Here is an 18621-nt window from a genome sequence, read left to right on the forward strand (position 1 = left end):
CGCTCATCTCCGGCTTCAGGTCGTAGGTGGCCACCTTGGGCGAGGGGATCAGGGCGCGGTCCTCTCCCGGAAACGGCTTTTCCTCGCTTCCATTCAGGAAGTAGGTCACGTGGGCGTACTTCTCCGTCTCCGCGATCCGGAGCTGGCGGATTCCGGCGGCGCTCACCACCTCGCCCAGAGTCTTCCGGAGCGGCTCGTCCCGGAACAGCACCGGATACGGAAAGGTCTCGTCGTACTCGGTCATGCAGACGTAATGGAGCTGGAGCGGCCCCTCGGGCCGCGCAAAGGCGTCGAACGCCGGATCGCCCAGGGCGCGCGAGAGCTGCCGCATGCGGTCGGGGCGGAAGTTGAAGGCGACCACCGCGTCCCCCCGGGCGATGCGCCGCGCGGCCGGATCGCCGACGACGGTGGGAGCCACGAACTCGTCCCCCTCGCCGCGACCGTACGCGCGCTCGACCGCTTCCTCGGGGGTCGCCGTCCGCTCGCCTTCCCCGGCCACCAGCGCGCGGTAGGCGCGCTCGGTCCGGTCCCACCGCTTGTCGCGATCCATCGCGTAGTAGCGGCCGGCCACCGTGGCGATCCCGTGCGGGCCGAGCGAGCGGAGCAGCGCCTCGGTCGATTGGACCGAGGGGAGCGCCGAGCGGGGCGCCGTGTCGCGGCCGTCGAGGAAGGCGTGCACGACGATCCGCGGCACGCGGGCTTCGGCGGCGGCGCGGATCATCGCGTGCAGGTGCCGCTCGTGGCTGTGCACGCCCCCCGGCGACAGGAGCCCGATGAAGTGGAGCGCGCGGCCGCCCTCGAGGGCATGCGCGAAGGCGCCCTGGAGCACGGCGTTCTTCGCGAGCGATCCGTCCTCCATGGCGCGGTCGATCCGCGTGAGGTCCTGGTAGACGATCCGCCCGGCGCCCAGGTTCAGGTGCCCCACCTCGGAGTTCCCCATCTGCCCCTTCGGGAGGCCGACGGCCTCGCCGCAGGTGGTGAGGGTGGCGCTGGGGTATTCGGCGAGGAGGCGGTCCATGACCGGGGTGCGCGCCAGGCGCACGGCATTCCCCTCGGTCCCGGGGTTCAGGCCCCAGCCGTCGAGCACGATCAGTCCGGTGAGCGGCCGCTTCGTCGCCATGGAGGCCGAGCCTACCATACCCCTATCCCTCGCCCGCGAAAGCGCGCGAGGAAAAGCGCGACCGCAAGGCAGGCGGCCGAGCCGACCACGGCAACCCAGACCGGAGCGACCCACGCGCGCGGCACGAGAAACACAACGTCGAGATCCGCGAGACTACGAGGGAAACCGGTCAGCCACCGGAGGAACCCGTAGTACGCGAGGTCCCACACGCCGAAGATCCAGAGCCCCCGCGCGAGCGCGATCCGCCCGGGCGGCCTCCCCAGGAGCGCCACGGCGGCGATCATGACGAGGGTCGCGACCTCGCGCCACTGCTCCAGCCGGAGCCCCTCGGCGGGGATGGCGTGGAACGGCGGCCGCCACCCCTCGGGAAAATAGAGGCGCTTCAGGGAGACGACGCACGCCGCCTCGACCAGCGCCATCGCGAGCGCGTAGACGGTGATCGCGGTGAAGCCGGCCCGCTTCATCGCGGGGCCGCCGAAGCCAGGTCGTCCAGGCTCCCCGGCTCGAGCACGACGCCGAAGCGCGCGGCCAGGGCCTCGAGGAGGCGGACCCGGACGGTCCCCTCCTCCGGCGCGCCGCCGAGCGTCTCGCCGATCGAGCGGGCATGCTCCCGCACCTGCGCCTCGTCCTCCGCGGCGTTCGCGCGAAGACGCGCCGCATCTCGGTGCCGCGCGGTGAGCGGGACCGAAGCGTGGCTCAGCGCGGCGCCGTGCGTGAAGCGGGAGGCGATCCCGGCCGCCTTGAAGCCCAGAACCCGCACCTCTCCCGCCGCCGCCCGGGCGAAGCAGAGCCGGGCCCCCGGAGGGGCCGCGGGAAGGTTCTCCTCGCCCGGGGCGACCACCGACGCCGGAAGTCCCAGGCCGCGCAGGGCGTCCGCCAGGGAGTCGGCGACGAGTCGCGCGAAGTCGCGGGGCCGCTCCGCCCACGGCCCCGGAATGCTGGCCGCGACCGCGAACGTGACCTCCTCGTCGTGGAGCACCGCATCGCCCCCCGTCGGGCGGCGCACCACATCCACGCCGGCCGCCTCGATCGCCGCCGGATTCCACCCCTCGGGGTAGGGCTCCGCCCGGCCCAGGCTCAGCGTCGGGCGCGACCAGGCGTACGTTCGGGCGGCGACGCGGAAGGGAGCGGAGGCGGCCCAGCGCAGCATCGATTCGTCCAGGCGCATCTGTTCCGCGCCGGAGAGGACGAGGTGCGGCAGGAGGAGCCCGGACGGGCGCGGCACGGCCGTCCTAGAAGCGGACGACGCCGAGCCAGCTGTCGAGCAGGAACATCACGCGGCCGATGAGGAGCGAGACGCGCGCCATCACGGTGTACCCGTACGAGGCGCCGAAGCTCACCATCAGGAAATAGATCCCCACTTTCGCGATGCCGCCGATGGCGCCCTTGTGCTCGGTGGAGAAGAAGAAGAAGACCAGGGTCGCGAGCAGCCCCAGCACGAGCAGGATGTTGTTGAACGACGCGTACGGATTCCCCGCCACCCAGAACGGGAGGATGCTCCCGTTGATCTGCTGCACCAGGTCGCTCTGCGCGAAGCCGGTGATCCGAAGCGCCGGATAGACGCCCAGAACCATCGCGATCGGCCAGCGCGACAGCCAGTCGCCGCGCGGGAAGAAGCGCGAGAAGAGGAAGAGCGACAGGAGGAGCGGCATCACGAGCAGCAGGTGCCGGTCGAAGGTGAACGGGACGCCGAAGAGCGGATCGACCAGGTTCGGCTTGATCGTGCCGTAATAGGTGAGCACGACCCAGTATCCCGCCGAGATCCCGACGAAGAGATGCTCGCAGAACTTGTAGACCGGGTTGTCCTTGTAGAGGAAGGAGAAGATCCCCAGCGTGAGGAGGGCGGAGATCCAGACGCCCGGCAGCGTGCTCAGGTGCATGCCTAGCGCCTCCGTTGCTTGTCCTCGCCCAGGAACGCCAGGTTCCCGAGGAGGATCATGAAGGCGATGAAGAGATGGGCGAGCGACTGGGCGTCCATGCCGCGCGTCGCGAGCGCCGGTTTCTGGATCAGCACCTCGTACTCGGCGCCGCCGGCCATCCCTCCGAGGAGGCCCTTGAGCTGCCCCGCCTGGAGATAGGGATAGTACTCGGGCGCGCTCACGGCGGTGACGCCGGCGACCATCGGCAGGTGGTAGCGTGAGACGACCTGCTGCACCCATTCCTTCGTGCCCGGATAGCCCGCGCTGATGTTCACGAGCAGCGGGAAGTTCGCGTAGTTCTGGATGCCGCGCATCACCGGGATCTGGCTCACCGGGATTCCCCTGCGGTCCACCGGGAAGGTGCGTGGAATGCTGGAGCCCATTTGCGACATGACCAGCTCGTTCCCCGCCTTGTAGCCGAGATTGACGTAGTCGACGCCCTCCTGCTTTCCGTACTCGCCGCCGGCGATGCGCAGCACCTGGTCGGTCAGGGGCGGGCCGCCCGGATAGAGCGCGAGACCCACGATCTTGATGTTCCGGCGCATGAGGTGACGCGCCGCGGCCAGGTGCATCGGGTAGTTCTCGGCGACGGTGGACGGGTCGTAGTCGCCGGCGAGGAGCACCGTGGAGCCCGCCGGAACCTTCTCGATGGCGTCGTAGAAGCCGCGCGCGCGCGCGCTGGGCTGGACGGGTGCGATGTGGATTCCCACCGCGAGCGGCACCACGACGAGAAGGGCAACCGCGAGGAAGATCCAGCGCCGGTCCAGCCCCCGGAGGGCGGTGAGCCCGCTCATCCGCCACCTCCGCTACTCGACCCGTAGGCCCGCTCCATGCCCAGGATCAGCCGGATGCCGGTCGCCATGACGCCGATGGCCGCTCCGATCAGGATCCCCCGCTTGGCCGCGTTCTGCGGCACTTCCATCAGCCAGTCGGCCGCGGCCGGGATGAAGGGATGGATGGCGTTTCCGATCGGCACGCGGCCGATCATCAGGATGAAGGCCGCGATCGCGAGCAGGAGGGCCTCGACCGTGCGGATCCGGAAGGCCCGGAACGCCGCCGACGCGATGAAGAAGGCGAGCAGCGAGAACATGGTCGCCCCCATCGCGGAGTAGAAGGTGTTGTACATCCAGCTGAACCCGGAGGTCGGATCGAGGTAGTGCGATCCCTCCGTGAAGCCGATGACCATCATCGCGATCATCCCGAGCAGGAGGACGATCTTGAAGGGCCAGTCGCGCTCGCGCCCGGAGACCTGCTTCAGGTTGATCCGGAGGAGATTGGCCACGCCCAGGACGTAGGTGGCGCCGACGACCACGATCACCCACTGCTGGATCTCGTCGTAGAACGTGCGGATCGCGGGATGCGGAACGAAGAAGCCGATCAGGCAGAAGATGCCCGCGACCAGCGTGATGAGGAACGGTACTTGCCGCTTCACGCGCGCCCCCTCATTCCGTTCCGAACCAGAGCCCGAGGGCCGGGTTGCCGAAGGTGTACAGCGCGCAGCCGATGATGATCACCACGATCAGGACCAGCTTCACGATGTCCGCCGACTTGAGGCTGCCCAGGAGCAGCGGCTCGTTCGAGAGGAGCGCGCTCGCCGCGTAGTACTCCTCCCCGATCAGGGTGTAGTCGCACGCGACGACGAAGAAGGGCATCTGGTGCACGTTCGCGGTGCCGGCAATCTGGATCGCCCCGATCGAGTGCCCCGTCTCCGCGAGGAGGAGCGACTCGGCGAAGAAGGCGCCGAGGAGCAGGTTCGCGGCCGGGCGCTCGCGCAGCATCATCCCGTTCACCGAGGCCACGTAGGCGAACTGCTCCGAGGTGACGTAGCGCACCTGGTCCGACTGGTAGGCGTCGGCGCGCCCAACGTCCTGGTAGGCCGACTTCACCACCTCGTCGGCGACCGTGTAGACCGCCGGCGCGTTGGTGGGCACCGTGAGCCGCGTCTCGTACTTGGCCGTGGTGCGCGCCACATTACGCAAGATGATCAGGCTGGCGATCGTCTGGATGTCGTCGATGTCCTGGACGCCGGGGATGTAGAGGACGCCCTTGCCCATCTCCGTCGCGCGGCCGATCGCCTCTTCGATGGCGACGAGCCCGGGGATCGTCCTGAACTTCCAGCGGACGCCGCGGTGCGCCTGATTGATGAAGTAGAAGAGGACGATGAAGAAGAGAAGCGTGACGACGAGGACGTTCACCTTGGTGCTGTCGATCCATTCGGGACCCGGCGTGGCGGGCGCGGAGAGGTCCGAGTTGAGGGCCGGGTTCGGCGGATCGGCGATCAGCTGGTACTCGTAGGTGGTGCCGTCCTGGACGCCCTGGGCTCCCTCGCCCTCATCGGTGTGCGTCTTCAGCGCGCCGTCCAGCGTGTCCACGGGCGCGAACGTTCCGCCGCGCTCGCGGCGCAGCAGGATCCAGTGCGCGGGCGTGGGGGTCGGCGAGGTCCAGGTGAGGGTGACGCTCTGGCCGCGGTCGTTGGGCGTGTTGACGGCCTTCAGCGGAAAGGCGGAGGCGAAGCCGGCGAGGAGGGTGGCGACGACGCCCGCGAGCGAAGCGGCGGCGACGCGGGGCCGGAGGCGGACGCGAATCAGCGGCATCCCCCTGCGGAGACGGCCGCCTCCCGGCCTGCACCACGGACTTCCATCACGTGCGCGTGTTCCTCGCTGAACAGGACCGGCCGGCTGAAGACTCTACCCTAGCGGCGGGGCACCCCGGTGTCAAGCCGCCAGGCGGGTCCGAGGGAGGCTTCCTAGGATTCGATCATCTCGACATTGGCGCGCGGCAGCATCGTTCGCGAGCCGTTTCCGAAGTCCACCTCCAGCACCCGCACCTTGGCCTCGGTCTCCAGCGCCGTGAGCTCCGCGGGAAGCGCCGTCACCTTGCCGAGGCGTCCGAAGAAGGGCTGCCGGATGACGCGGATCAGGCTGCCGACCTCGAGTCCCCCCTCGTGCGCCCCGTCGCCCGACCCGTCGCGGGGCGCGGCCGCCTCGAGGCGCGGCGCGATGATCTCGGGGCGCAGCACGCCGGCGCGGATCTGCGTCGCGCCGCTCACCGAGACCTTGCGTCCCTCGCACTGCTTCAGGAGCTCGAACGTCCGGTTCGCCATGGGAATCTCGCCGAAGCCCTCGGTCACGACCAGCGTGAGCCCCTTCTCCTCGGAGCCGGTGATCGCGACCCCCAGGTCGTAGCCCAGGAACTCGCGGAGGTCCTGGTCGTCGAAGCCGCCGATCACGATCGCCTTCACTCCCATCGCCACGGCGTGCCGGAGGGTCGCGGTCGTCACGTGCGCGCCCCCGACCACGACGCACCCGCGGTGCGTCTCGGTGATCGCGGCACTTTTCAAGGTCTCGCCCGGAGAGCCGGCGACGACGCGCAGCACGCCGCTCGTCTCTCCGCCGATGCCGAAGATGCCCTGGATGAACGTGCCCCGCGTCTCCACCGTCACGCCCTGGTTGGGATGGACCTCGACGATCGTCCCGTCCACGTAGGCGTCCACCTCCACGGGAATCGGGGCCTCGCGCAGCAGCGCCTGGCCCGTGACGGCGGAAAGGCTCTCGAGCGTGCCGTCGATGGGCGACGGCACCTTGGAGCGGAAGAGCCCGAAGAAGGAGCGGCTCTCGGCGAACGGCTCCCCCTTGGCGACGCTCGAGCCGACGGGCTTCACGAGGCATTCCGCCACGTCCTCGGGGAGCACCCCGAGCATGTTCGCCGCGTTGACCGTCTGCACGTTGCCGGGGAGCTCGGTGCGGGCGACGACCGTCTCCGCCTTGACCGCGTCGCCCACCTTCACGAGCACCGTCCCCGCCAGCGGGAGCTTGCGCTCGCGCCGCACGACGGTGTACGCGGTGACCTTGAGGCCGGGAGTATAGGAATGCGCCACGTTGTCTCCTGATGCCGGGCCGGGCCCCGCGGGGCTCGGCTCCGGAAGGTTTAGGCTCCCACGACCACGGCAGCGGGGGCACCGGCGCCCGCAGGGGCCGCCTTGGAGGCCGGATAGATGTCCAGCGCCTTGTTCCAGGCGGCCAGCTTCGCGATGCGGCGCGCCCGGTCCTCGGGAAGGCCGAAGGGTCGGCGCCCGCGGCCGTCGAAGATGAGCCCGACCACGCCGCCGCGCAAGGACACGGTCCGCTCGCGGCCCTTCCCCTCGCCCACGTCGAACGACTTCTCCGGCCGGAGCGTGGCCTGCGCGCGCTCGCCGTCGGCGAGCGGCACGAGCTTGAGATCGCCGTAGGCGAGCGAGAATTCCTCTTTCTTCCCGCCCGGCAGCTCGAGGGAGACGCGGAGCATCGTCTGCCCCTCCTTCCCCGCGCCCACCGGAGCCACGCCGGTCCCGAGGCGGATCAGGCAGTCCTTCTCGAAGACCTGCCGGGCCGCGCGCGGGTGGACGGTGGAGAGCACGCCCAGCTGCGGCGCCATGAAGATCGAATCCACCGCGAGCTCGGTCACGTGCTCGGGGAGGAAGGCGTCGAGCATCATGAGCGCGGCTTGCGAGCGGCGCGGCGCGTGCGAGAGCACACCCCCGCTGCCGACGAGCAGGTCCAGGTGGTCGAGGCGCACCAGGGTCTCCCCCGACGCCGTCTGCTCGAACGTGTCGGAGATCGTGCGCTCCTGCTGCACCCCCTTCAGCCCGACGGCGAGCTGCTTGTGCTGCTCGAAGGCGAGCCGGAGCGCCTCGCGGGAGATGGCCTGCTCGATCACCAGCTCCTCGAGCGACTGCGGAATCGTCGTGGGCCGGATCATCTTGTTCTTGATCCGGTTCCGGAGGTCCGCCTCCTCGATCTCGAAAGGCACCCAGCGCATGATGTTCGCGAGCCCCGCCTCGGCCAGCACGTTCGAGACGCTGTAGCTCATCCCGAGGTTCGCGCTCACGGTGCGGTTGAAGACGCCCTGGAACACCGAGAAGACGTCGGTGGTCGCGCCGCCGATGTCGACGCCGATCACGTTGATCTTCTCGTCGCGCGCGATCGTCTCGATGATGAGCCCGACCGCGCCGGGCGTCGGCATGATCGGAATCGGCGACCAGGTCATCAGCTTCTTGTACCCGGGCGCGTGCGCCATCACGTGCTCCATGAAGAGGTCGTGGATCTTGTCGCGCGCCGGAGTCAGGTTCTCCCGCTCGAGCACGGGGCGCAGGTTGTCGGTGACCACCAGCGCCGTCTTGTCCTCCAGCCGGTCCCGCACGATCTGCGCCGCGTCCTTGTTGCCGGCGTAGATCACGGGGAGCTCGTAGCCCGCGCCGAGGCGCGCTTTGGGCTCGGCGGCGGCCAGGAGCTCCGCCATCTCGGCGACGTGGGACGTGGTGCCGCCGTCCACGCCCCCCGAGAGGAGGATCATGTCGGGGCGAAGCTGGCGGATCCGCTTGATCTTCTCGTGCGGGAGCCGCCCGTCGTTGGAGGCGATCACGTCCATCACGATCGCCCCGGCGCCCAGCGCGGCGCGCTGCGCGCTCTCCCCCGTCATGCTCTTCACCACGCCGGAGACCATCATCTGGAGGCCTCCGCCCGCGCTGGAGGTCGAGATGTAGAGGTCCACCCCTTCGTTCCCCTGCTGCGGCGAGATGATCCGCTCGCCGTCCAGGATCTTCCGGCCCGCCAGCTCCTCCACCTCCATGATCGCGTTCAGCACGCCCCGGGTCACGTCCTCGAAGGGCGCCTCGACCGTGGTCGGCGCCTCGCCGCGCACGATGAGGCGGTACTCGTCCCCCCGGCGCTCGATCAGGATCGCCTTGGTGGTGGTGCTGCCGCAGTCGGTCGCCAGGATCGACCGGAGGCTCTCGGCCGGAACGGGCAGCTGGGCGGCCGCGTGGATCTGATGTTCGGTCTGGGTCACTCGGGTTCCTTTCGTTTCCGGCGCTCCGCGCGCTCGTCGCGCTCGCGCTGCTTGCGTTCCTTCTCGATGCGGCGCTCGTCCTCGTCGCGGCGCTCGATCGCCACCAGGAGCGCCTCGACGCTCTCGCGGCGCTCCATCAGCGATGCGAAGCGCTCGTACTCGGGCACCGCGAACACCGCCCGGACCATCGGCTCGAAGAAGTACATCGCCTGGCTCCCCACGAACGAGAGCGGCTTCATGCTCTCGAGGAAGAGGATCGCGGGGACCGTCATGCGATACCGCACGGTGGTCTCGGCGAGGCGATCGAGGAGACGCCGGTCCTCGTCGGTCAGCGCCTCATCGGCGCCCGGAGCGCGCGACGCGTGCTTGAACGAACGCCACCACCCGATCGCGGTTTCCTCCCAGGGAGAGCCGCACGCCGCGGTAGGCGTCCAGCCAGCTCCGCTTCTCGAAGGGGCTCAGGAAGAGCCCCGCCTCGTCTTCTTCGAAGCGCTTCATCTCGCTCCAGGGACGCGCCCGCACGACGCCGAGCGAGCGCACCTCGACCGCGTCCGGCGTCAGCCGATAGCGCGTGGGGAGGAGGTACGACGACAGGGAGACGAGCACGAAGAGCGGCGCGGCGATTCCGAGCAGCCGGTCCCCCGTGCCGCGGGCGATCAGGATCCCGAGCACGAGCGCGCCGGCCACGATCACCGCGGCCGTCAGCGGCTTCTGCCGCGCGGGCCAGACGCTCCAGCTGAGCTCGCCGTCCGGCCCCGCGTCCGGGAGCTCCGAGACCGCTTCGGTCTCCTCGGCTCCGGCGTTCCCCAGGCGCGCGGCCGCGGCCGGGCGCTCACGCGCCACCCGCGGCCTCCGCGTCCTGCCAGGAGAGGATGAGCTGCCGGGCGGCCCGCGCCTCGTCCAGGCGGCGCACCGGCGTGCGCGTCGGCGCGTCCTTCAGCTTCTGCGGCGTCTCGATCGACTCGCGGTCGATCGCCAGCATCGCCTCGGCGAACGCGTCGAGCGAGCCCTTGGTCTCGGTCTCGGTCGGCTCGACCATCAGCGCCTCGTCCACGATCAGCGGGAAGTAGGTCGTGGGCGCGTGCACGCCGAAATCGAGGAGCCGCTTCGCCACGTCGAGCGCGCGCGCCCCCCGGGCCTTCTGGCGACTGGCGGAGAGCACGAACTCGTGCATGCAGTAGCCGGCGTGCGACGGCTCGTAGGCCTCGATCAGCCGGGCCTTGAGATAGTTCGCGTTCAGGATCGCCTCGCGGCTCACCTCCGCGATCCCCGAAGCGCCGAGCGAGCGCATGTACGTGAGCGCCCGGACCAGGATTCCAAAGTTTCCGTAGAACGAGTGGACCCGCCCGATCGATCGGGGACGATCCTCGTCCCAGTGCCAGCAGTCGTTGTGACGGACCAGCACCGGCGCGGGGAGATACGGTTCCAGCTCGGCCCGCACGCAGAGAACGCCGCCGCCGGGGCCGCCGCCGCCGTGCGGTGTGCTGAAGGTCTTGTGGAGGTTGATGTGCGCGAAGTCGAAGCCCATCCGGCCGGGACTCGCGAGCCCGACCATGGCGTTCAGGTTCGCGCCGTCCAGGTAGAGGAGCCCGCCCGCGTCGTGGACGATGCGCGCGATCTCCCCCACGTTGTGCTCGAAGATCCCGAGCGTGTTCGGATTGGTGAGCATCAGCGCGGCGGTCCGCGGCGACACCGCGGCCCGGAGCGCCTCGAGGTCCACGCAGCCGTCCGGCCCCGAGGGCACGGTGACGACCTTGTAGCCGACCTGGGCCACCGACGAGGGATTGGTGCCGTGCGCCGAGTCGGGGACGATCACCTCTTCGCGCGCGTCGCCGCGCTCGGCGTGATAGGCGCGCGTCATGAGGATCGCCGTCAGCTCGCACTGGGCGCCGGCCGCCGGCTGCGTCGTGACGCCCGGCATCTCCATGATCGCGCGGATCCACTCGTGCAGCTCGCCGATCACCGCCAGCGCTCCCTGCGCCGTCTCCTCGGGCTGCAGCGGATGGATTGCCGCGAAGCCTGGGATGCGGGCCATCTCGTCGTTGAGCTTCGGGTTGTATTTCATCGTGCAGGAGCCGAGCGGGTAGATGGCGCGGTCGATGTGATGATTCATGACCGAGAGGTTCACGAAGTGGCGCACCACCGACGGCTCGGAGATCTGCGGCAGGTCGGGAGCCCCCGGGCGGAGCCGGATGCCGGGCAGGAGGCGCGCCGCGCCCTGTTCCGGGATGTCGAGCGGCGCCAGTCGCGGGCCGCGATGGCCGGCAACGGAGCCCTCGTGCAGGGTCAGCTCGGACATACGGCCTCCTCGGGCGCCGGCCGCCCCGCCCGCGCCCAGCGCGCGAGCGTCTCCACGTAGCGGTCCATCTCCTCCTTGCTCCGCTTCTCGGTGGCCGCGACCAGGAGATCCCCCGGCCGGCCGGCGTCGAAGCGCGAGAGCGGAACGCCCGCGAGGATGCGCGAGCCGAGCGCGGCGTGCACGAACCGCTCGGCCGAGCCCGGCAGGCGCACGACGAATTCTCGGAAGAAGGGCGCGCTGCCGTGCGCGAGCGTCACGCCCGGCACCGCGGCGATCCGCTCGGCCAGGTAGTGCGCGCGCTCCAGGCACTGGAGGCCCACGTCGCGCATCCCCTCGGCGCCGAGCAGCGCCAGGTGGATCGTGTTCGCGAGCGCCATCAGGCCCTGGTTCGTGCAGATGTTCGAAGTCGCCCGCTCGCGGCGGATGTGCTGCTCGCGGGTCTGGAGCGTGAGGACGTAGCCGCGCTTGCCGTCGAGATCCACGGTCATCCCGGCCAGGCGTCCCGGGAGCCGGCGCACGTCCTTCTTCCGGATGGCGAAGAAGCCGACCAGTGGACCGCCATAGGACATCGAGACGCCCAGCGGCTGCCCCTCCCCCACGACCACGTCGGCCCCGTCCTCGCCCGGAGGCGAGAGGACCGCCAGGGCCACGGGATCGGCCGAGGCCACCGAGTAGGCGCCCGCCGCGTGCGCGGCTTCGGTCAGGGCGCGGCCGTCCTCGACGACCCCCTCGAAGTTGGGCTGCGCCCAGATCAGGGCCGCCAGACCCGGACCGGAGCCGGCGCTCCGCGCCACGGCGGCCGCCGGCGTGCGGCCGCCTTCCAGGGGGAGCACCTCGAGGTCGAAGTTCCCGGCCGAGGCGTAGGTCGCGAGCACGCGGCGCGCGTGGGGATGGAGCCCGGAGGAGACGAGCACGCGGCGGCGCCCCGTCGCGCCGGCGGCGAGATGGGCCGCCTCGGCGGCGGCGGTCGCGCCGTCGTACATCGACGCGTTCGCCACCTCCATGCCGGTCAGCTCGCGAATCATCGACTGGTACTCGAAAATGACCTGCAGGGTCCCCTGCGCGACTTCGGGCTGGTAGGGCGTGTAGGCGGTCGCGAACTCGCTCCGCCCCGTGATCGCGCGGAGCGCGGAGGGCACGAAATGGTCGTAGATGCCGGCGCCCAGGAAGCAGGCGTACCGGGTCGCGTCGGCGTTCTCGCCGGCGAGCTGCTCCATGCGGCGCGCGATCTCGTATTCGGCCATAGGCGCCGGAAGCGGGAGCGGCCCCGCGACGCGGAACGGCTCGGGGATGGCGCCCCAAAGGTCGTCGATCTTCGAGGCGCCGATCCGCGCCAGCATGGCCCGGCGCTCGTCCTCGCTGCGGCCGACGAAGCTCACGCGTGCGCTCCGAGAAGTTTCTCGTACTCGTCCGCCGAGAGGAGCTTGTCGACTTCGCCCGGGTTCTCCATCCGGATCCGGACCATCCAGCCGTTCTCGTAGGGCGACTGGTTCACCAGCGCGGGATTGGTCTGCAGCGACTCGTTCACCGCGGCCACCTCGCCGGAAACGGGGGCGAAGAGATCGCTCACGGTCTTCACCGCGTCGATCGTGCCGAACGGCTTCATGTGCGCCAGCTTCGATCCGGCCTGGGGCAGCTCGACGAAGATCACGTCCCCGAGCTCACCCTGGGCGTAGTCGGTGATCCCCACCTCCGCCTCGTTCCCCTTCACGCGCACCCACTCGTGCTCCTTGGTGTACCGAAGCTCTCCGGGCACCTTCATGCCGATCTCCTGGGTTTGGGCGAGCGGACGGTTCCCTTCGTGTACATGGGACGGCTGGTGACCACGGCCGGCACCGCCTGGCCGCGGACCTGGACCTGCACCCGGGCCCCGGTCTTGGCGGCGGCGCCGTCCAGGTAGGCCATTGCGACCGGCGCGCCCAGGGAGATCCCCATCGAGCCGCTGGTCACCGTCCCCGCGGGGCGTCCGTCCTGCTCCACCGGGAAGCCGTGGCGCGGGATGCGGTCGCTCTCGGCGAGCAGCCCGAGGAGCTTTCGCTTCGGGCCCTCCTCCTTCACGCACGCGATCGCGCCCCGTCCGATGAAATCCTCCTTGTCGAGACGGACCGTCCACGCCAGTCCGGCCTCGATCGGATTCGTGGTCTCGTCGATATCGTTTCCGTACAGGCAGTACCCCATCTCCAGGCGCAGCGTGTCGCGCGCGCCGAGTCCGATCGGGCGGATCCCCTCCGGGGCGCCCGCCTCGAACACGCGGTCCCAGAGATCGAGCGCGCGCGAGGGGCGGACGTAGAGCTCGAAGCCGTCCTCGCCGGTGTAGCCGGTGCGCGAAACCAGGGTCCAGTCCTCTCCCGCGCCCGTCTCGTAGGCCTCGTAGAAGGCGAGCGCCGTGGCCCGCGCGCCGTAGAGCTTCGCGATCACCGCCTCGGCCCGCGGGCCCTGCACGGCGAGCTGGGCGGTGACGGCGTTCTCGTCCACGACGGAGACGTCCGCGGGCGCGTGCGCCTGCACCCAGGCGAGGTCCTTCTCGAAGTTGGAGGCGTTGACGACCAGGAGCCGGTCGTTGCCCAGGGCGTAGACCAGGAGATCGTCCACGATGCCGCCGTCCTCGCGGCACATGGGCGTGTAGGCGACCTTGCCGACGGGAAGGGAGCGGGTCTCGTTGGTGACGAGGCGGTCGGCGTAGGCGGCGGCGCCGGGCCCGGTCAGCCGGATCTCCCCCATGTGGGAGACGTCGAAGACCCCGACGGCCGAGCGCACCGAACGGTGTTCGGCGACGATGCCCTCGTACTGAATGGGCATCTCATACCCTGCGAACGGGACCATCTTGGCTCCCAGGGCAACGTGTCGCGGATGAAATGGAGTGCGCCGGAGCGCGGCGGCGGTATCGAGCATCCTCGTCTATTTATGGTCGTTGCGCGCGCGAACGAGCTACCTTAGCACATCCCGGCGGGATTTCAAACGACCGCCTCCCGGCGGCGCCGTGCCCGCCCCGGGGGTGCCTCCACGGCCTTCCCCTGACCGCGGAAGAACTCCCGAAGGGCTTCCCCCGTCTTCGATTCCGGGTTGGCCGCGACCGCCTCGGGGGTCCCCTCGGCCACGACCCTGCCTCCCGCCTCGCCGCCGCCCGGACCCAGGTCCAGGATCCAGTCGGCGCGCGCCATCACGTCGCCGTTGTGCTCGATCACGATCACGGTGTTCCCCCGGTCGACGAGGCGGTCGAGCACGTCCAGGAGCTGGCGGACGTCCTCGAAATGGAGCCCCGTCGTCGGCTCGTCGAGCAGGTACAGCGTCCGCCCCGTCTCGACGCGCGAGAGCTCCGAGGCCAGCTTCACCCGCTGCGCCTCGCCCCCCGAGAGGGTCGTCGCCGCCTGCCCCAGGTGGATGTAGCCCAGCCCCACGCCCGCGAGCGTCTCGAGCTTCCGGCGGATCGGCGGCACCGCGCCGAGCAGCTCCAGCGCGTCCTCCACCGTCATCTCGAGCACGTCGGCGATCGAGCGGCCCTTGAACGTGACTTCCAGCGTCTCCCGGTTGTAGCGCTTCCCGCGGCAGACCTCGCAGGTGACGTAGACGTCCGGAAGGAAGTGCATCTCGATGGTGCAGAGACCGTCGCCGCCGCACGCTTCGCAGCGCCCACCCTTCACGTTGAAGGAGAAGCGTCCCGGGCCGTAGCCGCGCACCTTCGCTTCGGGCGTGGACGCGAAGAGGTCGCGAATGAAGGTGAACACGCCGGTGTAGGTCGCGGGGTTCGAGCGCGGCGTGCGGCCGATCGGCGACTGGTCGATCGCGACGACCTTGTCCACGTGCTCCAGCCCCACGATCTTCTCGTGCGCGCCGGGCGGCTCCTTGGCCTGGTAGAAGCGGCGCGCGAGCGCCTTGTAGAGGATGTCGTTCACGAGGGTGCTCTTCCCCGATCCGGAGACGCCGGTCACGCAGACCAGGGTGCCGAGCGGGAAGCGGGCGCGGATCCCGCGCAGGTTGTTCTGCCGCGCCCCGACCACCTCGAGCGCGGCGCCGCTCCCGGCGCGCCGCTCCGTGGGGATGGGGATCTCGCGGGCGCCGGAGAGATACTGTCCCGTGAGCGACCCCGGCACGGCGCGCACCTGCTCCACCGTTCCCTCGGCGACGAGGTAGCCGCCGCGGCGCCCGGCGCCGGGGCCCAGGTCCACGATGTGGTCGGCCGCGTCCATCGTTTCACGGTCGTGCTCCACCACGAGAACCGAATTGCCCAGATCGCGGAGCGCGAGCAGCGTCTCGAGCAATTTCTTATTGTCCACGGGATGGAGCCCGATGCTCGGCTCGTCCAGGATGTAGAGGACGCCGGTGAGGCGCGACCCGATCTGGGTCGCGAGGCGGATCCGCTGCGCCTCCCCGCCCGAGAGCGTCCCCGCGGCGCGGTCCAGCGTGAGATAGCCGACCCCGACGTCGTCCAGGAACTCCAGCCGCTGCCGGAGCTCCTTCACGACCGGAGCCGCGATCCCCGCGTCGCGCGGCGACAGCGCCATCCCGCGCATCACCTCGAGCGCGCGCGTGACCGGGCGGCCGGTCCACTCGGCGATCGAGAGCCCGTCCACCTTCACGGCCAGCGACTCGGGCTTCAGACGCGCGCCGTTGCAGGCGGGGCAGGGCTTCTTGGTCATGAGGGCGCCGATCTGCTCCCGCACCGCGTCCGACGTGGTCTCGCGATAGCGGCGCTGCAGCTCGTTCAGGATCCCGCGGAACTTCCCCGTGTGCGACAGCGTGCGGCCGTCCTTCAGGCGGAAGGCGTAGTCCAGCTTCTCGTCCCCCAGCCCGCTCAACAGGGCGCCCTTCGCCGAGGCGGGCAGCTTTCCGAAAGGCGTATCCAGGGAGATCTTGAGCCGCTTGGCCACGGCCTTGAGCGTCCCCTTGGTCCAGGTCCCCTCGGCGTCGCCCCACATGGGGATCGCCCCCTCGCGGAGCGACTTCGTCCGGTCGGGGACGACCAGGTCCGCGTCGATCTCCATGGTGGTGCCGAGCCCGTCGCAGGTCTTGCACGCGCCGTAGGGGCTGTTGAAGGAGAAGCTGCGCGGCTGGAGCGGCTCGTACGAGATCCCGCACGCCGGGCACGCCGCGCTCGAGGAGAGCGTCTCCTCCTCCTCGCCGTCGACCAGGGCGAGCGCGAGCCCTTCCGCCAGCCGGGTCGCGGTCTCCAGCGCCTCGTGGAGGCGGCTCCGGCGCTCCGTGTCGGCCGGCAGGCGGTCCACGACGATCTCGATCGTGTGCTTCCGCTTCTTGTCGAGCGCGATCTCCTCCTCCAGCTCCACCCACCCTCCGTCCACGCGCGCCCGCACGTAGCCCAGCCGGCGCCACTGCGCGATCTCCTTCCGGTACTCCCCCTTCCGGCCGCGCACGACCGGGGCCAGGATCTGGAGCCTTCGGCCGCGGTAGGCGGCGAGGAGATGGTCCACCATCTCCTGCACCGTCTGGCGGCGGATGGGCCGTCCGCACTGGACGCAGTGCTGCACGCCGATCCGCGCGTAGAGAAGGCGCAGGTAGTCGTAGATCTCGGTGACCGTGGCCACCGTGGAGCGGGGGTTCGTCCCCGCCGTGCGCTGCTCGATCGAGATGGCCGGCGAGAGCCCCTCGATCTGGTCGACGTCGGGCTTCTCCATCTGGCCGAGGAACTGCCGCGCATAGGCCGACAGCGACTCGACGTAGCGCCGCTGCCCCTCGGCGTAGAGGGTGTCGAAGGCGAGCGAGGACTTCCCGGAGCCGGAGACGCCGGTGATCACCACCAGCCGGTTCCGGGGGATGTCGAGGTCGAGGGACTTGAGATTGTGCTCGCGGGCGCCGCGGATCTTGATGAGGTCCATGGGAGAGATTCTACCCTACTCGTAGCGCAGCGCCTCCACCGGGTCGAGCCGCGCCGCCTTGACCGCCGGGTACATCCCGAAGAAGAGCCCGATGGAGGTCGAGGAGAAGAAAGCGAGCAGGATCCCCCACGGCGGCACCGCGAAGGAGAGCGGGGTCAGGACGTCGATCAGCCAGCCCACCAGAAGCCCCAGCGTCACGCCGATGATCCCGCCCGTGCCGGTCAGGGTCATCGCCTCCACGAGGAACTGCCAGAGCACGTCCTTCTGCCGCGCCCCGATCGCTTTCCGGATCCCGATTTCGCGCGTCCGCTCGGTCACCGACACCAGCATGATGTTCATGACCCCGATCCCCCCGACCAGGAGTCCGATCGAGGAGATCACGACCATGACCAGGTAGAAGGCGCCGGTGATCTGCTTGTAGAGATCCACCAGCGACTGGTCGGTGAAGACCGCGAAGTTGTCCGACTGGCTGTAGCGCAGCCGCCGCTGCCGGCGGAGCACCTCGATGATCTGATCCTTGGCGGTGTCGATCAGCTCCGGCGCCCGAGGCTTCGCGTTCAGCACCATCGGCAGGTCGGGGCCGAAGTTCTTCTCCAGCGAGGTGTAGGGGGTGATCACGATGTCGTCGAGGCTCATGCCCACGAACTTCCCCCGCCGCTCGAGCTCGCCGATCACGGTGAAGGGGCGTCCGCCGATGTAGATGCTCTTCCCCACCGACGTGCCGTGCGGGAAGAGGGATTCCACCTGGTCCAGCCCCAGGACGCACACCGGCGAGCGATGCTCCACCTCGGCGTCGGTGAAGTAGCGGCCGTTCACGACCGCGTAGCCGTTGGTCACCAGATAGTCGGGGCTCGAGCCCACGACGGCGTTCGCCCGGGTCTCGGTCTCGCCGTAGCGCAGCTTCACGCCCTGCGTGAAATTCAGGGGGGACACCGCCAGCACCGCGTCGGCCTGGTTCCGGATCGCCTGGGCGTCCTCCGGCTTGAACCAGGGCCGGTGGCGCAGGCTGTCGGGAAGGCCCCCGAAGAACGCGCCCGGCGCGAAGGGCCGGATGTAGAGCACGTCGGTGCCGATGGAGGCGAGCTGCGCCTTCATACTCCGGTTCAGCCCCTCGATGATCGAGACCATCGCCATGATCGTGGTGATTCCGATGATCACGCCGAGCACGGTGAGGAAGGAGCGGAGCTTGTTCGACCGGATCGCGCGGAACGCGATCGTCACCCCTTCACGAACGTCGATCGCCATCGCCTATTCCTGCCGGAGCGCCGCGATCGGATCGAGCTGAGCCGCGCGGGTCGCCGGGTAGACGCCGAAGAAGAGCCCCACGGAGGACGCCACGCCCAGGCTGATCAGCACCGACCAGGGCTGGATGGAGGCCGGGAGGGGGGTCACCGCGCGGATGAAGAGGGCGAAGGAGATTCCCGCCGCCACGCCCAGGACGCCGCCGAACGTGGAGAGCACGACCGCCTCGCTCAGGAACTGGCCGGTCAAGTCCGACCGGCGCGCCCCCAGCGCCTTCCGGAGGCCGATCTCACGGGTCCGCTCCGTGACCGCGACGAGCATGATGTTCATGATCACGATGCCGCCCACCACGAGGGAGATCGCCACCAGCGCGATCGTCCCGGC

General features: G+C 70.1%; 18 protein-coding genes. All 18 read right to left on the bottom strand.

The window, feature by feature from the left end; translation table 11 throughout:
- Positions 1-1120, bottom strand: a 1120-nt coding sequence (gene gpmI, locus VE326_14620) for a 2,3-bisphosphoglycerate-independent phosphoglycerate mutase (protein HYJ34434.1), incomplete at its 3' end; no start/stop codon positions are given.
- 11 nt (positions 1121-1131) lie between these two features.
- A complete protein-coding gene (locus tag VE326_14625; protein HYJ34435.1) occupies positions 1132-1584 on the bottom strand; it encodes a hypothetical protein in 453 nt (150 codons plus the stop codon).
- Positions 1581-2345: a hypothetical protein gene (locus VE326_14630; GenBank protein HYJ34436.1), complete on the bottom strand. Its 765-nt coding sequence runs from the start codon at positions 2343-2345 to the stop codon at positions 1581-1583. The genes VE326_14625 and VE326_14630 overlap by 4 nt, the downstream gene beginning before the upstream one ends.
- A 7-nt stretch (positions 2346-2352) precedes the next feature.
- Positions 2353-3000, bottom strand: a complete 648-nt coding sequence (locus tag VE326_14635; GenBank protein HYJ34437.1) for a hypothetical protein — start codon at positions 2998-3000, stop codon at positions 2353-2355.
- 2 nt (positions 3001-3002) lie between these two features.
- Complete coding sequence (locus VE326_14640) at positions 3003-3833, bottom strand: hypothetical protein (protein ID HYJ34438.1); 831 nt, start codon at positions 3831-3833, stop codon at positions 3003-3005.
- Entirely contained in the window at positions 3830-4471 is a 642-nt protein-coding gene (locus tag VE326_14645; GenBank protein ID HYJ34439.1) for a hypothetical protein, read from the bottom strand. The genes VE326_14640 and VE326_14645 overlap by 4 nt, the downstream gene beginning before the upstream one ends.
- A 10-nt stretch (positions 4472-4481) precedes the next feature.
- Positions 4482-5633 (bottom strand): DUF6754 domain-containing protein, encoded by a 1152-nt coding sequence (locus tag VE326_14650; GenBank protein ID HYJ34440.1) that lies wholly within the window; start codon positions 5631-5633, stop codon positions 4482-4484.
- 152 nt (positions 5634-5785) lie between these two features.
- A complete protein-coding gene (locus VE326_14655) occupies positions 5786-6916 on the bottom strand; it encodes a hypothetical protein (protein HYJ34441.1) in 1131 nt (376 codons plus the stop codon).
- 50 nt (positions 6917-6966) lie between these two features.
- Positions 6967-8826, bottom strand: a complete 1860-nt coding sequence (locus tag VE326_14660; GenBank protein HYJ34442.1) for a glutamate mutase L — start codon at positions 8824-8826, stop codon at positions 6967-6969.
- 35 nt (positions 8827-8861) lie between these two features.
- Positions 8862-9137, bottom strand: a complete 276-nt coding sequence (locus VE326_14665) for a hypothetical protein (protein ID HYJ34443.1) — start codon at positions 9135-9137, stop codon at positions 8862-8864.
- 64 nt (positions 9138-9201) lie between these two features.
- Positions 9202-9708: a hypothetical protein gene (locus VE326_14670; protein ID HYJ34444.1), complete on the bottom strand. Its 507-nt coding sequence runs from the start codon at positions 9706-9708 to the stop codon at positions 9202-9204.
- Positions 9698-11164, bottom strand: coding sequence for an aminomethyl-transferring glycine dehydrogenase subunit GcvPB (gene gcvPB / locus VE326_14675; GenBank protein ID HYJ34445.1), 1467 nt, complete (start codon positions 11162-11164; stop codon positions 9698-9700). Before gcvPB ends, VE326_14670 begins: the two co-directional genes overlap by 11 nt.
- Complete coding sequence (gene gcvPA, locus VE326_14680) at positions 11152-12543, bottom strand: aminomethyl-transferring glycine dehydrogenase subunit GcvPA (protein HYJ34446.1); 1392 nt, start codon at positions 12541-12543, stop codon at positions 11152-11154. Before gcvPA ends, gcvPB begins: the two co-directional genes overlap by 13 nt.
- The gene (gene gcvH, locus VE326_14685; GenBank protein ID HYJ34447.1) at positions 12540-12926 is read right to left on the bottom strand and encodes a glycine cleavage system protein GcvH; all 387 of its coding nucleotides are present in this window, start codon (positions 12924-12926) and stop codon (positions 12540-12542) included. The genes gcvPA and gcvH overlap by 4 nt, the downstream gene beginning before the upstream one ends.
- Positions 12923-14056 carry a glycine cleavage system aminomethyltransferase GcvT gene (gene gcvT / locus VE326_14690; protein ID HYJ34448.1) on the bottom strand — a complete coding sequence of 378 codons (1134 nt, stop codon included), beginning with the start codon at positions 14054-14056 and terminating at the stop codon, positions 12923-12925. Before gcvT ends, gcvH begins: the two co-directional genes overlap by 4 nt.
- 62 nt (positions 14057-14118) lie before the next feature.
- Positions 14119-16995 carry an excinuclease ABC subunit UvrA gene (gene uvrA / locus VE326_14695; GenBank protein HYJ34449.1) on the bottom strand — a complete coding sequence of 959 codons (2877 nt, stop codon included), beginning with the start codon at positions 16993-16995 and terminating at the stop codon, positions 14119-14121.
- A 15-nt stretch (positions 16996-17010) separates the two neighbouring features.
- Positions 17011-18240 carry an ABC transporter permease gene (locus VE326_14700; GenBank protein HYJ34450.1) on the bottom strand — a complete coding sequence of 410 codons (1230 nt, stop codon included), beginning with the start codon at positions 18238-18240 and terminating at the stop codon, positions 17011-17013.
- Between the two features lie 3 nt (positions 18241-18243).
- Positions 18244-18621, bottom strand: a 378-nt coding sequence (locus VE326_14705) for an FtsX-like permease family protein (GenBank protein HYJ34451.1), incomplete at its 5' end; no start/stop codon positions are given.

This window comes from Candidatus Binatia bacterium (genome assembly GCA_035631035.1).
Taxonomy (GTDB): Bacteria; Eisenbacteria; RBG-16-71-46; order SZUA-252; family SZUA-252; genus DASQJL01.

What these genes read in the sequence shown, in the direction of transcription:
- VE326_14625 (HYJ34435.1), bottom strand. Translation starts at nt 1,584, where the DNA reads ATGAAGCGGGCCGGCTTCACCGCGATCACCGTCTACGCGCTCGCGATG.
- VE326_14635 (HYJ34437.1), bottom strand. Translation starts at nt 3,000, where the DNA reads ATGCACCTGAGCACGCTGCCGGGCGTCTGGATCTCCGCCCTCCTCACG.
- VE326_14640 (HYJ34438.1), bottom strand. Translation starts at nt 3,833, where the DNA reads ATGAGCGGGCTCACCGCCCTCCGGGGGCTGGACCGGCGCTGGATCTTC.
- VE326_14650 (HYJ34440.1), bottom strand. Translation starts at nt 5,633, where the DNA reads ATGCCGCTGATTCGCGTCCGCCTCCGGCCCCGCGTCGCCGCCGCTTCG.
- VE326_14665 (HYJ34443.1), bottom strand. Translation starts at nt 9,137, where the DNA reads ATGACGGTCCCCGCGATCCTCTTCCTCGAGAGCATGAAGCCGCTCTCG.
- gcvPB (HYJ34445.1), bottom strand. Translation starts at nt 11,164, where the DNA reads ATGTCCGAGCTGACCCTGCACGAGGGCTCCGTTGCCGGCCATCGCGGC.
- gcvH (HYJ34447.1), bottom strand. Translation starts at nt 12,926, where the DNA reads ATGAAGGTGCCCGGAGAGCTTCGGTACACCAAGGAGCACGAGTGGGTG.
- gcvT (HYJ34448.1), bottom strand. Translation starts at nt 14,056, where the DNA reads ATGCTCGATACCGCCGCCGCGCTCCGGCGCACTCCATTTCATCCGCGA.
- uvrA (HYJ34449.1), bottom strand. Translation starts at nt 16,995, where the DNA reads ATGGACCTCATCAAGATCCGCGGCGCCCGCGAGCACAATCTCAAGTCC.
- VE326_14700 (HYJ34450.1), bottom strand. Translation starts at nt 18,240, where the DNA reads ATGGCGATCGACGTTCGTGAAGGGGTGACGATCGCGTTCCGCGCGATC.